At 44.5% G+C, this 15,025-nt stretch carries 14 protein-coding genes and 1 pseudogene; 2 read left to right on the top strand and 13 right to left on the bottom strand.

The annotated features are described in order from the left end of the window. Nucleotides 1–1,263: pseudogene (locus tag Q4Q57_RS04545) on the top strand (flagellar hook-length control protein FliK); the annotation flags it as partial. Nucleotides 1,264–1,305: 42 nt separating this feature from the next. Then, a complete protein-coding gene (locus Q4Q57_RS04550) occupies nt 1,306–1,614 on the top strand; it encodes an EscU/YscU/HrcU family type III secretion system export apparatus switch protein (RefSeq protein ID WP_106651058.1) in 309 nt (102 codons plus the stop codon). A 79-nt stretch (nt 1,615–1,693) separates the two neighbouring features. Here the strand turns inward: Q4Q57_RS04550 and Q4Q57_RS04555 are convergent, their stop codons facing one another. From Q4Q57_RS04555 to flhA, 13 genes are all read right to left on the bottom strand, one after another. After that, nucleotides 1,694–2,092 carry a DUF2802 domain-containing protein gene (locus tag Q4Q57_RS04555; protein WP_006082379.1) on the bottom strand — a complete coding sequence of 133 codons (399 nt, stop codon included), beginning with the start codon at nt 2,090–2,092 and terminating at the stop codon, nt 1,694–1,696. Nucleotides 2,093–2,320: 228 nt separating this feature from the next. Then, a complete protein-coding gene (locus Q4Q57_RS04560) occupies nt 2,321–2,815 on the bottom strand; it encodes a chemotaxis protein CheW (protein WP_006082380.1) in 495 nt (164 codons plus the stop codon). A gap of 7 nt (nt 2,816–2,822) precedes the next feature. Beyond that, nucleotides 2,823–3,830 (bottom strand): chemotaxis protein CheW, encoded by a 1,008-nt coding sequence (locus Q4Q57_RS04565; RefSeq protein ID WP_311889987.1) that lies wholly within the window; start codon nt 3,828–3,830, stop codon nt 2,823–2,825. Beyond that, the gene (locus tag Q4Q57_RS04570) at nt 3,814–4,605 is read right to left on the bottom strand and encodes a ParA family protein (protein WP_106651060.1); all 792 of its coding nucleotides are present in this window, start codon (nt 4,603–4,605) and stop codon (nt 3,814–3,816) included. The genes Q4Q57_RS04565 and Q4Q57_RS04570 overlap by 17 nt, the downstream gene beginning before the upstream one ends. A gap of 68 nt (nt 4,606–4,673) precedes the next feature. Next, a complete protein-coding gene (locus Q4Q57_RS04575; protein WP_311889988.1) occupies nt 4,674–5,195 on the bottom strand; it encodes a membrane anchored protein in chemotaxis locus in 522 nt (173 codons plus the stop codon). A gap of 13 nt (nt 5,196–5,208) precedes the next feature. Continuing rightward, on the bottom strand, nt 5,209–6,336 hold the full coding sequence (locus Q4Q57_RS04580; protein ID WP_311889989.1) for a chemotaxis response regulator protein-glutamate methylesterase: 1,128 nt from the start codon (nt 6,334–6,336) through the stop codon (nt 5,209–5,211). Nucleotides 6,337–6,356: 20 nt separating this feature from the next. Further along, nucleotides 6,357–8,588 (bottom strand): chemotaxis protein CheA, encoded by a 2,232-nt coding sequence (locus Q4Q57_RS04585; RefSeq protein ID WP_311889991.1) that lies wholly within the window; start codon nt 8,586–8,588, stop codon nt 6,357–6,359. A 15-nt stretch (nt 8,589–8,603) separates the two neighbouring features. Then, nucleotides 8,604–9,341, bottom strand: coding sequence for a protein phosphatase CheZ (locus Q4Q57_RS04590; protein WP_106651064.1), 738 nt, complete (start codon nt 9,339–9,341; stop codon nt 8,604–8,606). A 13-nt stretch (nt 9,342–9,354) separates the two neighbouring features. Beyond that, complete coding sequence (gene cheY / locus Q4Q57_RS04595; protein WP_007649667.1) at nt 9,355–9,738, bottom strand: chemotaxis response regulator CheY; 384 nt, start codon at nt 9,736–9,738, stop codon at nt 9,355–9,357. A gap of 47 nt (nt 9,739–9,785) precedes the next feature. After that, the gene (locus Q4Q57_RS04600) at nt 9,786–10,499 is read right to left on the bottom strand and encodes an RNA polymerase sigma factor FliA (RefSeq protein WP_028761175.1); all 714 of its coding nucleotides are present in this window, start codon (nt 10,497–10,499) and stop codon (nt 9,786–9,788) included. Next, complete coding sequence (locus Q4Q57_RS04605) at nt 10,492–11,373, bottom strand: MinD/ParA family protein (RefSeq protein ID WP_006082389.1); 882 nt, start codon at nt 11,371–11,373, stop codon at nt 10,492–10,494. The genes Q4Q57_RS04600 and Q4Q57_RS04605 overlap by 8 nt, the downstream gene beginning before the upstream one ends. 4 nt (nt 11,374–11,377) lie before the next feature. Next, nucleotides 11,378–12,760 (bottom strand): flagellar biosynthesis protein FlhF, encoded by a 1,383-nt coding sequence (gene flhF / locus Q4Q57_RS04610; RefSeq protein WP_220590723.1) that lies wholly within the window; start codon nt 12,758–12,760, stop codon nt 11,378–11,380. An 11-nt stretch (nt 12,761–12,771) separates the two neighbouring features. Continuing rightward, nucleotides 12,772–14,871: a flagellar biosynthesis protein FlhA gene (flhA, locus tag Q4Q57_RS04615; RefSeq protein ID WP_311889998.1), complete on the bottom strand. Its 2,100-nt coding sequence runs from the start codon at nt 14,869–14,871 to the stop codon at nt 12,772–12,774. Nucleotides 14,872–15,025: the final 154 nt, after the last annotated feature.

Genomic DNA, 15,025 nt, shown 5'->3' on the forward strand with positions numbered 1-15,025 from the left:
AAAACAACTGATGCAATGCCTGTCAAAGTAACAATGTCAATGATACTGAGCACCCGAGATTCAAGTCAGGTACTCGCTACGCCATCCGTTCTGAGTCATTCATCGCCATCACAAGCAATTCAACCTAGCTCTTCGACTGCGACTTTCGAGCAAATAACAAGGAATTCATCCTCATTGGATGCTGGACTTGTAAAGAAATCGGCTGATACCTCGCATCAAGACCCTAAAACGAATAATAACCAGATAATACAAAACCCTAAGAGTTTGGCTCCAACGCCTACGCTTGCCAATGTAATCACTAGTAGTAATATTGGTGCTCAAAGTGCTGAAGCGGTGGAAGTAGTGCCGGCTGTGAGTCAAAAAAATATTTTAGGGCTCAATACGCAAAAAAATGATCTACATGGCAATGACACAAAAACCGACAACCCTATGAAGGTGGCTGATGTTTTGCAAAAAGCGTTTAATAAAGCAGGGGCACTTCCTATTGAGTTGTCCCGTTCTAACAACAGCTCAAATTTAGCATCAGAGTTGTTAAAGCACTTACCGCATATAGGATTACCGCCACTCAGTCAGTTAAATGATTTAGATGAGCTCAAGGCCAATATCCTCGGGCTAACGAGTCTTAACCTTGCCACACCTCTGTCAAATCAAGCCTCAATGTTCATGAATGCCAGTGCGATTACCTCACTATTTCAACTACTACTAGGCTTTAAGGCTAATAATAGTTCGAATTCAATGAGTAAGAAATTGGCCGATTATCTTGAGCAACTGCAAGCCAAAGTCGGCTTTTCCACTAAACAACTTGGCCAACTAAGCAAAGCTGGCGGTCTTGATAGCATGGGGCAATTGGCCTCAAACTTACATTTGTACCAACAGGCAAGCAATGAGAATGCGGGCAATTTAGTCTGGTTCTTCGCTCTGCCCTACGGCATTAATCAACGCCACGAGCAATTGGAAGGTAAATTTGAGCAAGAAGTTGATTCAGATGATCCAGAGAAAAAAGCGGGATGGCGTTTGCAGCTCAAGTTTAATTTAGCACAGGGTCCACTGCTGATTGCAGCTCAACAGCACAATCAACAGTTAGATATCCAGTTTAAAGGCAATAGCCAAATGCTACTCAATAAGGTTAATAACTTTTTAACGCCCTTAAGCCAAAAACTGTCACAGCTTGGGTTTACGCCAGGCGAGATCACGACACAAATAGCGCAAGTACCAGCAACCTTATTACCTGGTGATCATTTCCTCGTCAAGACGAAGGCTTAGCTAGGGTAGGATACTAAATTTGAATACTTTAGGAATAACCCAATGAGCGAAGAGAGAGAACCTAAACAAGCTGTCGCGCTGAGCTATGATGGTCATAACGCGCCTAAAATTGTTGCAACAGGTGAAGGGCTTATCGCAGAAGAGATTATTGCTTTAGCCAAGGCTAACGGCGTTTATATCCATCAAGATCCCCATCTAAGCCATTTTTTACAGTTGCTTGAACTAGGGGATGAAATACCTAAGGAGCTTTATCTGCTTATCGCCGAACTGATCGCATTTGTGTATATGCTCGACGGTAAGTTTCCCGAGCAATGGAATAATATGCATCAAAAAATTGTTGAGAAGGCATAAAATAAAAAAGCTAATTTTGGCAAATTAGCTTTTAGAGTTAAACAGAGTATCAATATCAATCATTTGCGATACAATGCGATCATTTACGATGAAGTCGGATCAATAACTCGGCTTCCGCTTTGGGTAATTCGCATTCTTTAATCAACTCATCCACACCAGCACCAAGCGCCACCATTTTCATGGCTCGAGTATAAAGTTTAGCCTGCGGGTCCTGTTGAGTAGTCTCTTCTATCCGCTCTGACTGCTGAAGTAGGCGTTTTTCTAACTCAATCACGCGCCGACCGACTCCGATAGTGCCACTGCGTAACTCTTGTAACTCACGCTTAAACGACTCTCGCTGACGATCACCTTCTTTGACCAAAACGGTTAAGGCTTCGACCTTGCTTCTTAGTTTGCTCAATTGTTTTTGTAAAAAGAGTACTAATCCTAAGCATGCGATGACATAGACTAACGCTGCGATCAAAAATTCATCGCCCATTAAAAATCCTTATACTCACTCATAGCCATAAACTAGTAGGCATTCCAACTGAGTTATCTATTCCAAAGTGCTGCACTTAAATGACTTAATATCATTAGCCATTGTTCAAGCCGCGATAAAATACTTTGCCTATCCGTAAATTGTAAAGTATTAGCATCATCGATTTATTCGCAAATACACAAAATAGCTGAATGAATTGATATCATTCAGCTTTATCTCGCTAATTGATTAAATCTGAGTCAGTTCGGCCCATTCTTCATCGGATAATAACTTGTCAAGATCGACTAAGATCAGTAACTCATTATCGCGATTACTCACACCTTGAATAAATTTAGCACTCTCTTCCGTTCCAACATTAGGCGCATTGTCGATTTCAGAGCGGCGTAGATAAACCACTTCTGCAACACTATCCACTAAGATGCCAATGACTTGCTTTTCAGCTTCAATGATAACGATTCGAGTTGAGTCATCAACTTCGGCAGACTGCAATCCAAAACGTGAGCGAGTATCAATAACTGTGACAACGTTACCACGTAAGTTAATGATGCCTAATACGTAATAAGGTGCACCGGGCACGGGGGCTATTTCAGTGTAACGCAATACTTCCTGCACTTGCATTACGTTGATACCGTAAGTCTCATGGTCTAACTTAAAGGTAACCCATTGTAATACTGCATCATCTTTACTTGCAGCGACTGCTGCTACATTTCTTGTATCTTTCATGTTTACCTCAACCAATTGAGTCCTGACAACCTAAACCCGCATTAAGCATTTCAACTAAGGCTTGTACGTGCAAAATGCCACACATCTGCTCTTTCACTACACCCGCTAACCAAGGGCGCTTACCCGCTTGACTACGCCAGTTGACTTGCGATTTATTAATTTTTACCGCATTGACCAAGGACTCACAAGTTAATCCCCAGTTACTGCCTTCTAGTAGTACAAGATATTGATAATTTACCGATTGCGCCAGTTTATCTGAATATTTTTCTGGCATAACCCACGCACAAGTGTCGACAATATTTAATTGCTCTTCCCTATGCGTTTGTACACCGAGAAACCATGCGGGTCTGCCAAAGATATGGTTTATCCGCTCAATTTTAACTATTCCGCCTAAACTGACCAAAGGCACAGCCAATGTCAGCCCTGCTACTTTAAAGAATAGTACCTGAAACTCATCATCGAGCACTTCTTGCAAATCTTTTGTCACACTAGGAGGCGTAATACCGACTTGTGTTTCTGGCACAACCACTGGCTCAACGACTTCTTCAGCAATTATTTCATCATTAACTGGCTCTTCAATAGCAGGCTGTGCTTGTGGTACTTCCACCACGGGTTGAACATCAACAGCAGGCGTAACTTCGACAAAAGATGGTGTCGGTTCTACTGTTTTAGCCTTAAGTACAGGCGCCAGCAATTTTTCTAGCGCTTGCTTATCCACTTGAGAAGCAATCTTACTTACAGGTGCAACAAACTCATGTTGTCTTGGCGTCGCTTTTGGTTGTAGCTGTACCGTTGGCGTTATCGCCCTCTCATGAGCTTGTGATGCAGCCGTACAACCATTTTCAGCCAAGATTGCTGCATCAAGTAATGCCGCCTCCGTCTGATTAGTGGCAACATTTTGATTTGAGTCAGCTTTTACTATGCTTTGAGGAGAAACTGCCTGGCTTGGAGCGTCGTCTTCCTGCAGCAATAATGCGAAAAAATCAAAAACAGTTTCATCAACCGATTTTGACATGGCCAAACTCCCCAACTAATAAAAAATCTAATAATCTTTCATAGGCTTTTACACCACGACATCCACTCGCATAATGCGATGCAGGTAAATGTGCCAAACTGGCATCTCTAAACTTAGTATCGACTGGAATCACGTCCTTCCATAGGGTTTCAGTGTATTCTGTGCCCAGCACTTGCAAAGCAGCGGGTGATGCCTTAGTACGTTTATCGTACATGGTTGGCACGACAGTATAGCTGTAACGCGTCTTTTTAGATCGCCCCATCAACTCCATCGTTTTTATCATCCGCTCTAGCCCTTTAATGGCAAGAAACTCAGTCTGCACGGGAATAATAATATGCTGACTTGCCGCAAGGGCATTGACCATTAAAACACCAAGTACGGGTGGACAATCAACGATAGCCACATCATATTCATCAGCAACTAACGCTAATAAATTACGTAAAACTAACCCCATCCCCTCTTGATGACCTAAGGCTCTGTCTAATGTTGCCAATGCCATAGTGGCCGGCAACAAGTCGAGACCATCGACTAAGGTTGGTACTACATGGGATAAAACGAGTTCTTTAGAGAGGCTTTTATGGGCCAGAAACACATCAAATAAAGAGCCTGGAACCTCTTCAGAATCAATGCCTAAGTAATAACCTAACGAAGCGTGTGGATCGGTGTCTATCATAAGCACACGCTTGCCGCGCTTAGCCAATGTTCCCGCTAAACTCGCTACCGTTGTGGTTTTACCTACGCCACCTTTTTGATTCGCTATGGTCCAGACTTTCAAGAAGTGACCCCCATATTAATTGATTAAATGCTAATGAATGAGAATATTGAGCCCACACATTCCAAAGGTTACTGCTCTTTTCTCGTCGTTACTCGAATACCACCATTCGGTAAACTAATCACTTTAACACCATCGGCATTTTCAGAAATCACCACAGGTAGCATCTGTGCATTTTTCGGTTCAATTGGCGAAATAGCAGCCTTAACTTCTGCTTCTGGCGTCTGCAGCAGTGTCGGTACTAAAGGTTGCTGATTAGCGTTATCCTTCGCCGTATCCATCGCTGCACTTTGCTTACCCAGCAAAGGCGGGACACTAATTTGCGTAGATTCTGGACCTATCGCAACAGCCTTTTGCTCACCAGGAGCAGCCAATTGCAGCATAGCTTTAGTCTGCTCAGGGTGAGACGCTAACCAAGTTGCAATAGCCTCAGCTTGTTCATCAGGGACCATTAACAGCACCTGAGTTGATTCCAAACGCTTTATGTCTTCTCGCAACAAACTATTTTTGTGCCGATAATCGAGACTCAAGGCGCCAAGACACAAAATGGCAATAGCCATCAGCAAGATGATGAGCACACTATTTGTGCTCATCGGATTTTGACTCTTAGACACGAACAGACTCTTTTAAAATGCATTCAGCCATGTTGTCTAACGCAATCGACTGAGTGGCAATACCAGCACTAGCGACAGCCTGCGGCATGCCATAAACCACACAACTGGCTTCATCCTGCGCCCAAATTGTCGCACCGACCGCTTTCAACATGCGGGCACCTTCTCTGCCATCCGCGCCCATACCGGTTAATACAACAGCAAGCACGTCACCGCTAAAGGCTTTGGATGCAGAAGCAAAGGTGATATCAACACAAGGCTTGTAGTTCATGTCCGCACTGCCAGCGATGACTTTTAATCGGCCACTTGCGCCAGTACGCTCAACCATCATTTGCATTCCGCCTGGCGCTAAATACGCACAGCCAGGTTTAAGAAGATCGCCATTCGCGGCTTCTTTTACTTCAATCTTACATAAACCATTCAAACGACTTGCAAATGCTGGCGTAAAAGCTGCGGGCATATGCTGGATTAATAAAATCGGATGCGGATAGTTTGCCGGGAATTGAGTAAGAATTTTTTGCAAAGCAACTGGACCACCAGTAGATGTGCCGATCAGCAGTATTTTATACTGCTTACCACTTGCACGAACCGACGCTGCTGTTGAGGTCCTCACAGGAGCAGTGGCAGGTGTATGCGACGCTATACTCGTTGTCCCTAAAACGCTACTTGTTGGGCGCACGCTAGGTGTTGAAGCTACGACAGGACGCGCAATAGGGCGAAACATTCTGCGGCGTCCCAATGCCTTAACTCTCTGCTGCAACAATAAAATAGCATCATCTTTATTGGTAGCAATGTCTTCAAAACGTTTAGGTAGAAAATCTAACGCACCAGCATCTAAAGCGTCTAACGTCGCTTTAGCGCCATCATGGGTTAAAGAAGAAAACATCAAGATCGGAGTCGGACATTTAGCCATGATTTCACGGACGGCAGTAATACCATCCATCACGGGCATCTCAATATCCATAGTGATAACTTGAGGATTAAGCTCAGCAGCCATCTTCACCGCTTCGGCCCCATTTGAGGCCGTCGCGATAACTTCCAGTTCAGGATCTTGATTGACTATTTCACTAACACGTCGTCTGAAAAAACTTGAGTCATCAACGACTAATACTTTAATGGCCATTCCATTCCTTAGCTTGGAAACTAATTCTTACTTTTCGCATAATGCTTTAACAATCCAGGGACATCTAAGATCAGTGCGATACCGCCATCCGATGTAATCGTCGCGCCAGCCATCCCAGGAGTGCCATGTAACATAGCGCCAAGGGGTTTAATCACCACCTCTTCTTGGCCTATTAGGGCATCGACCACAAAACCAATTTGCATCATACCTAATTGTACAATCACCACATGACCATGCTTTTTATCGCCATGTTTAAAGGTGGTTTTGTTTCTATGTAGCCAGTGCTCCAAATAGAACAAAGGCACAGCCTTGTTACGCACTATGACGGTGAGTTGTCCGTCGACGATATTGGTCTTAGTGAGATCGAGATGGAATATCTCGTTCACGCTAGACAGAGGTAATGCAAACACTTGTTTAGCGACATCAACCATTAAGGTCGGCATAATCGCCAGCGTTAACGGTACTTTAATCTCAAGTATCGTGCCCTTACCTTTCATAGAATCAATATGCACTGTGCCGTTAAGCTGAGTGATACGGGTTTTTACCACGTCCATCCCAACGCCACGACCAGAAATATCTGAAATCTCGACCTTAGTCGAAAAACCGGGCGCAAAAATCAAATTATAAGCTTCGCTGTCAGTCATTCGCGAAGCTGAATCTTCATCGAGCACACCGCGCGTTATCGCGATTTTTTTCAGTTTTTCAGGGTCCATACCTGCGCCATCGTCTTCGATTTTCAGCAGTATATGGTCACCTTCCTGACTTGCAGATAAGGTAATAGTACCCGTTCTCGGCTTGCCATTGGCTTCACGCTCGTTTGGCATTTCAATACCGTGATCCACAGAGTTACGCACTAAGTGGACGAGTGGATCGGCAAGCGCTTCAACTAAGTTTTTATCTAGGTCGGTTTCTTCACCGACCATGATCAAATCAATTTCTTTATTGAGCGTACGCGCAAGATCACGTACTACCCGAGGGAAACGACCAAACACTTTCTTGATCGGTTGCATACGGGTTTTCATCACAGCGCCCTGTAAATCGGCTGTCACGAGATCTAAATTCGCAAGGGCTTTAGACATTTCCTCATCATCACGACTGATGCCTAAGCTCACTAATCGATTACGCACTAATACTAACTCACCGACCATATTCATGATTTGGTCGAGTCGTGCAGTATCAACACGAACCGTGGTTTCACCTTGAGGCACATTTGCTGAACTTGCTTTAGCAGGTGCTTTCTCTACAACCGCGATGTCTACTTTCGGTTTTGCGGCAACAACGGGGGCTGGCGCTGCAACTTTCGCAGGCTCAGGAGTCACTGCGGCTTTAGGTGCAGCTGCCACAGCTGGCGTGACTGGCGACGCTTTTACGTCAGCTTTCGCAGGTGCTCCGCCTTTACCATGGAGTTCATCAAGTAATCTTTCAAACTCATCATCGGTAATTTCATCGGCATCGACTATAGGTTGAGGCGTAGGTGCGGCGACAACCTTTGGTTTAGCCGGCACTTCTGCCTCGACTTTAAACTTGCCAGAACCGTGAAGTTCATCAAGCAATGCTTCAAACTCGTCATCAGTGATGTCATCGCCCGATGCAGGAGACGCTTTAACTGGCGCAGCTGGCTTAGCGACAACAGGATCAGAGACCACGGCGGTAGCCGCCGCAGGACCTTTTCCTGAGCCATGAAGCGCATCTAATAAAGCTTCAAATTCAGCGTCGTTGATATCATCAATACTTGAAGATGAGCTATGACTTATCTCTATAGGGATGTCTTGTGGGACGGGAGTTTCAACAATGGTTTCAACGACAGGCTCAGGTTCGACAATTTCGAACACCTCTGCAGACGCAACTTCAGATGGCAATGGCGCACCTGAACTCAGCATTTTAAGCCTAGCCAACAAACCCGAATCGGCAGGATCTTGCTGCTCGCCCTGCTGCGTTTGAGCAAACATGGTATTAATTGCATCAACAGCCTGCAAAATAATATCCATCAGCTCTGCATTGACGCTACGTTTACCAGTCCGTAATAAATCGAAGGTATTTTCAGCCTCATGACACACATCGACCATGGGAGTTAAGCTAAGAAAGCCTGCGCCACCTTTAACGGTGTGGAACCCTCTAAAAATGGCGTTTAGCAAGTTAGTGTCATCAGGATTATTTTCAAGCGCAACGAGTTGCTCTTGCAGAAGCTCTAAAATTTCACCGGCTTCGATTAAAAAGTCCTGGAGTATCTCTTCATCTACATCAAAGGCCATCAAATTGACTCCCAGTTAGAAACCCAGACTCGATAGAAGATCATCCACTTCGTCTTGACCCGTTACTACATCTTGACGAAGCTCGGCATTCATTATCGGCCCTTCCGCTTCAATATTATTTTTCTGAGCAATCTGACTTTCAATCATAGGCTGCTCACCAAATACCGTCAGCATAGAAACCAGATTACTTTCTACTTCCATAACCAGATCAATAACACGACGTATCATTTGTCCTGTTAAGTCTTGAAAATCTTGCGCCATCAATATTTGATTTAACAATTCACGCAGTCGAGTCGAGTCATTTGAACTACGGGACATAAGATCTTGGACATCGTGGCAAAGAACCTTAAACTCGCTGAGTTCTATTTCCCGGCGCATTAATTTGTCCCAAGATGGCATGACTTTTTGAATATTTACCGTTACGGCATTGGCCAAAGGTAAACATTCTTCTACCGCATCCATGGTTTTATTTGCCGCTTGTTCAGTCATGTCAATAACGTAATTTAAACGTTGTTTGGCATCGGGAATTTCTGTATTGGCTAATTCAGCTAGACGATTATCAACTTGAAAATCCATTAAAGCGCTATGAAGTTGCCGAGTTAATTTCCCTACCTCTTCAAATAATTCTCGTTGCAGTGGAGCAGCAAGCTCCCGAAATAAATCATCTGCCTGACGTTGCTCACCGACACTTAATAATTCAACCAAGTGCTGAGCTTGTTCGAGCGTGATGAGCCCTGATGTTTGTGACTTCATAGCTCATCCTTGCTCAAGCGAGTCGTTCGAATATTTTATCTAGCTTCTCTTTAAGCGTTGCAGCGGTAAAAGGCTTAACCACATATCCATTCACTCCCGCTTGAGCGGCAGCGATAATCTGTTCACGTTTTGCTTCAGCTGTCACCATTAATACGGGTAAATGCTTTAGCGAATCATCTGCGCGAATTGCTTTTAACAGATCGATGCCTTGCATACCGGGCATATTCCAATCTGTAACAACAAAATCAAAATCCCCCTTTTGCAACATCGGCAGGGCTGTTGAGCCATCGTCTGCTTCTTGGGTATTGTTAAACCCCAAGTCTCGCAACAAGTTCTTGATGATACGCCTCATTGTCGAAAAATCGTCAACAATGAGAATCTTCATATTCTTGTCCAAGGTTTCCTCCGGTGAGCTGACATTCTGTGCTCGATTAATAATTATACTTATGTCCAGTGCTTGAGTTTAGCTTTCAATCGCAACATTGCCTGACTTAATATCTGGCTAACACGCGATTCACTGACCTCAAGAATGGCGCCAATCTCTTTTAAATTCAATGCTTCATCGTAGTACAGGGATAACACTAATGCATCTCTTTCAGGCAATAATTTAATTGCCTCAACCAGCGCAGAATGAAATTGGTTCTCAGCTAATGCTTCAAATGAGTCATCATCGGACCGATCACTCACTGTAAGTATATCCTGAGATACGCCTAAGTCTTCTATCCCTATGATTTTTCCGACAGAAACATCGTTAAGAATATGATGGTACTCATCGAGCGTCATATCAAGTTTTTCTGCAATTTCTGTGTCGCGTGCATCACGGCCCAGTTCTTGCTCTAACTCATCAATAGCATGTGCAACCTTGCGGTTATTACGATGAACGGAACGAGGCACCCAATCACCACGGCGAATTTCATCTAACATCGCCCCTCGTATACGTATGCCGGCGAAGGTTTCAAATTTCGCACCCTTGCCACCATCAAACTTGGATGATGCTTCTAATAAACCCATCATCCCAGCTTGGAGTAAATCATCTAGCTGCACTGAGGCAGGTAGTCTGGCGAGTAAATGATGCGCAATTCTTTTAACCAACGGAGCATACTGTTCAACGATCGACGATTTATTGTCTAAACAAGTATACGCAGCGGCTTTATTCACTCGTTTTTTCCTCTTGAAAATCTGGTCGTTGCACTAAACGCTCAACGAAAAACTCCAAATGCCCACCAGGTTGCTGCGGTACAGGCCAGCTCAGAATTTTATTTGCCAATCCTTGATACGCAATCGCCGCTGGTGATTTAGGATAAGCTTCAACTACCAGTTTTTGCTTACGAACTGATTTACGTAAGTTTTCGTCAAATGGAATAGTTGCAACTAATTCAAGGGCGACATCTAAAAATCTGTCGGTCACTTTACTGAGTTTAGCAAATAATTCCATACCTTCGCGTAAACTACGCACCATATTGGCAACTATTTTAAAACGGAACACGCCATGCTCACGGCTGAGGATTTTTATCAGGGCGTAGGCATCAGTTATCGATGTGGGTTCATCACAAACAACGACCAGCACATCCTGCGATGCACGTGAGAAACTGAGCACCATATCTGAAATCCCAGCAGCAGTATCTACGACTAGAATATCAAACTGAGTCCGCATCTCACTGAAAGCGCGAATTAACCCTGCATGCTGCGCTGGGCTTAATTCCACCATCCCTTGCGTCCCTGAAGTGGCTGGCACTATGCCAATTCCCTTAGGGCCGCGAACGATAATATCGTCAAGCTCTGCATCACCAGAGAGAACATGGGAGAGGTTACGCTCGGCACGAATACCCAGCATGACATCGACGTTTGCTAAGCCAAGGTCAGCATCAAGTACCAAGACACGCTTGCCTTTTTCGGCTAATGCCACAGCTGTATTAATGGAAACGCTGGTTTTGCCAACGCCACCTTTACCACCTGTGACCGCGATTACTTTCACTTTTTCGTTATAGGGTTGATTCATCATACGTAAACCACTTGCTTGATCCAGGGTCATAAATCTACTCAAATGCACAGGCCATATTATCTGACCACGCTGTGTCTTGTAATGATTGTTGTTCTGTACTATCTAACGCTGCGAGTGCCTGTTGGGCTAAATCTAAGGTATCCGCAACTTTCATATCTTCAGGAACTCTTTGCCCATCAGTAACATAACTTAACGGTAATCCGTTTTGGATCAACACACTTAATGCCCCTGCTAACGACACAGATTCATCGAGTTTTGTAAGAACGACACCAGATAGGGGAATGCGTTTAAAATGATTGACTGCATCTTGCAATACACGGCGCTGTCCTGTCGCAGACAGTACCAGATAACTGCGGATAGGTATCCTGCTATTTGCAGTTAAATTATCAAGTTGCTGGTAAAGACGCATATCTCGCTGTCCCATGCCAGCCGTATCTATCAATACTAGCTTGCGATTTCTAAACTGATAAAGAATTTGCTCTAATTCATTCAGATCATGAGCTTGCTTTACAGGGCAGCCCATTATTTTGCCATAGGTTGCTAATTGCTCATAGGCTCCGATGCGATAATGGTCTGTCGTTATCAAAGCAACATGCTCTGCACCATGATGAGCTGCAAAACGGGCCGCAAGTTTAGCTAATGACGTGGTTTTGCCGACACCGGTTGGGCCAACTAAGGCCACCACACCGCCCTGCTTAACAATGTCATCACCTTGATTATCAAGCAAGTTAGCGAGACTTTGAGGTAAAGCTCTGACTAATTCTGCAGGCGTATAATGTTGGCTCAGCGCCGCTAATTTATTGGCAACCGCTGGGGAAAATTCTGCCTCAAGTAACTTGGCTTCGAGCATAGCTCCGACAGGGTCGATACGTTTTTTATGTTCTGTCATCAAAGAGGACACTTGATGTGTTAACAAATTACGCAATGAAGCTAGCTCATCACGCATTGCCTCAATATCGGCATTTTGTTTCTGTGATGTTTGTGGCTTCTTATCAAAAGCGGCAGGCGCTTCGCGACGCTCTACTTTGGCAGTAGCCGGCGCTTGTAAGCCCTTAGCCCATGCAGGTAAATCTGCATCAACTTGCTGATGCGACATCTGTTGATTCAAACGACTTTGCTGCTTCTCTAACAAGGCTTGTAATGAGTCAGCAGGTGCCGCAGGCTTTGCACGGGTTTCTACTCGTATAGGCTGCTTAGCGCCTAGGGATACGAGGTCGTCACTCACGTCCATAAAGGTTGGCGCTGGCGCAGTAGCTGCGGTTTTTGCTTTAGGCTCATCATAGTCAACGGCAGCGACAATTTCGATGCCACCATTCACTTTCTTATTTGACATAATGACGGCATCTGAGCCGAGTGTTTCTTTCACTTGGGCCAGTGCGGCGCGCATGTCTTTGGCAAAAAATCGTTTAATCTTCACTTATGCGTCCTCTACTGGCCGACTGCAGATACGATACGTATTTGCTTCTCATCAGGTATTTCTTGATACGAAATGACTCTGAGATTAGGAATAGTATGTTTAACAAAGCGTGACAGCGTCGCGCGTAACATACCTGACGTCAACAATATGGCGGGTTGTCCGACCATTTCTTGCTTCTGAGCCGCATCGGCAAGGGACTGCTGCATGCGTTCTGCAAGACCGGGTTCAATATTTGGACCATCACCACCGGTTGCCTGCATTGATTGATGCAACATCTGTTCCAACTCTGGCGCCAATGTAATGACGGGGATTTCTAACTCTGGACCAGAGATCTCTTGGACTATCATACGTTTCAATGCAATACGCACCGCGGCGGTCAAAACTTCAGTGTCATTACTCTTAGTGCCGTATTCTAACAAAGTTTGCACTATTGTACGCAAGTCTCTGACTGAAACCCCTTCATTTAACAGGTTCTGCATCACTTTTACGACATGTCCGAGTGGCATGACATCAGGAATAAAGCCATCCACCAGTTTAGGCGAGTGTTTCGCAAGCATATCCATCAGTTGTTGCACTTCTTCGTAACCTAACAACTTAGCAGCATTATTGGTCAGCAATTGGCTAATATGGGTTGCCACAACCGTGGCGGCATCAACAACCGTATACCCTAATGTTTGCGCGTGTTCACGTAATTCAGGAGCAATCCATACCGCCTCCAGACCAAAAGCTGGGTCACGCGTTTCAATACCATCGAGCTTGCCATAGACTTGGCCAGGATTGATCGCCAATTCGCAGTCGTGACGAATATCCGCCTCACCAACAACTACGCCCATTAATGAAATGCGATAGGCATTGGGCGACAAATCTAAATTATCGCGAATATGCACTGCTGGCACTAAGAAGCCCAGTTCTTGGGATAACTTTTTACGTACGCCTTTGATACGGCTTAATAACTCGCCACCTTGACCTTTATCGACCAGCGGAATTAAACGATATCCCACCTCAAGCCCAATAGTATCAACATGATGCACATCATCCCAGCCCAACTCTTTAGGCTCCTTATCTTGCCTCTCTACAGGGCCAGACTTAACTTGCTCTAGGGCTTTAATGCGTTTTGATTCATTACGCTTATAGACAAAATAGGCGGCACCTGCAGTCATAAAAGCAAAACTTAAGAACGCCATATGCGGCATGCCAGGAACGATTCCCATGACAAATAGGACTCCAGCAGCGATACCCAATGACTTATGACTGTCAAACATCTGACTCATCATCATTTGGCCCATATCACCGGATTCATTTTGACGGGTCACCATCAATGCTGCTGCGATTGACAATAATAACCCAGGGATCTGCGCCACCAGACCATCACCGATAGTCAGCAAGGTATAAATTTCAACCGCTTCAGAAAAACTTAAGCCATGCTGAACAATACCTATGATGAAACCACCTAAGATGTTGATCACTAGAATCATGATACCCGCAACGGCATCACCTTTTACAAATTTTGAAGCACCGTCCATCGCACCATAGAAATCCGCTTCACGGGTCACTTCTGCTCGACGTAATCTTGCTTGTTCTTGATTCAAAGTACCGGCATTTAGGTCGGCATCAATTGCCATTTGCTTACCAGGCATAGCATCTAAGGTAAAGCGGGCACTCACTTCAGCAATACGACCAGCACCTTTAGTCACTACCGCAAAGTTGATAATAATCAAAATGATAAAGACAACCAAGCCAACGGCATAGTTACCGCCAATCACCACGGAACCGAAGGCTTCAATCACCTTACCTGCTGCATCGCCACCATTATGGCCCTCGAGTAATACCACACGAGTTGAAGCAACGTTGAGTGCAAGTCGTAGTAATGTCGCCACCAGCAATACAGTTGGAAAAGCGGCGAAATCTAATGGTCTATCGGTATAAATAGCGACTAACAATACGATGAGCGCTAAGGCAATGTTGAATGAGAAAAGTATGTCTAATAGAAATGGAGGGATAGGTAAAACAATCATGGCCAATGCAGCAAGCACAACCATAGGCGTACCAATGCCTTTGAATGAGCTCAGCCGCATTTGTTTTACTTGACCAAGAGTCGCTTTAACATCCATTCGCTATAACCTAAATTTTGACGTGTAATAAGCGAAAAGCAAAAAACGCGCCAACAAAATCAACCAGACTAATTAAGGAGAATTATACCTATGATTCATTGATATAAAGAAGAAATAATAGTGGAACATTCATATAAAGTGACATCATCTGGTG

The sequence above is a fragment of the Shewanella sp. SP2S2-6 genome (assembly GCF_031931965.1).
Taxonomy (GTDB): Bacteria; Pseudomonadota; Gammaproteobacteria; order Enterobacterales; family Shewanellaceae; genus Shewanella; species Shewanella baltica.

Bases quoted from the DNA above. Each gene is read 5' to 3' on its own strand.
- Q4Q57_RS04550 (WP_106651058.1), top strand. From the start codon at position 1,306: ATGAGCGAAGAGAGAGAACCTAAACAAGCTGTCGCGCTGAGCTATGAT.
- Q4Q57_RS04555 (WP_006082379.1), bottom strand. From the start codon at position 2,092: ATGGGCGATGAATTTTTGATCGCAGCGTTAGTCTATGTCATCGCATGC.
- Q4Q57_RS04560 (WP_006082380.1), bottom strand. From the start codon at position 2,815: ATGAAAGATACAAGAAATGTAGCAGCAGTCGCTGCAAGTAAAGATGAT.
- Q4Q57_RS04565 (WP_311889987.1), bottom strand. From the start codon at position 3,830: ATGTCAAAATCGGTTGATGAAACTGTTTTTGATTTTTTCGCATTATTG.
- Q4Q57_RS04575 (WP_311889988.1), bottom strand. From the start codon at position 5,195: ATGAGCACAAATAGTGTGCTCATCATCTTGCTGATGGCTATTGCCATT.
- Q4Q57_RS04580 (WP_311889989.1), bottom strand. From the start codon at position 6,336: ATGGCCATTAAAGTATTAGTCGTTGATGACTCAAGTTTTTTCAGACGA.
- Q4Q57_RS04585 (WP_311889991.1), bottom strand. From the start codon at position 8,588: ATGGCCTTTGATGTAGATGAAGAGATACTCCAGGACTTTTTAATCGAA.
- Q4Q57_RS04590 (WP_106651064.1), bottom strand. From the start codon at position 9,341: ATGAAGTCACAAACATCAGGGCTCATCACGCTCGAACAAGCTCAGCAC.
- Q4Q57_RS04605 (WP_006082389.1), bottom strand. From the start codon at position 11,373: ATGACCCTGGATCAAGCAAGTGGTTTACGTATGATGAATCAACCCTAT.
- flhA (WP_311889998.1), bottom strand. From the start codon at position 14,871: ATGGATGTTAAAGCGACTCTTGGTCAAGTAAAACAAATGCGGCTGAGC.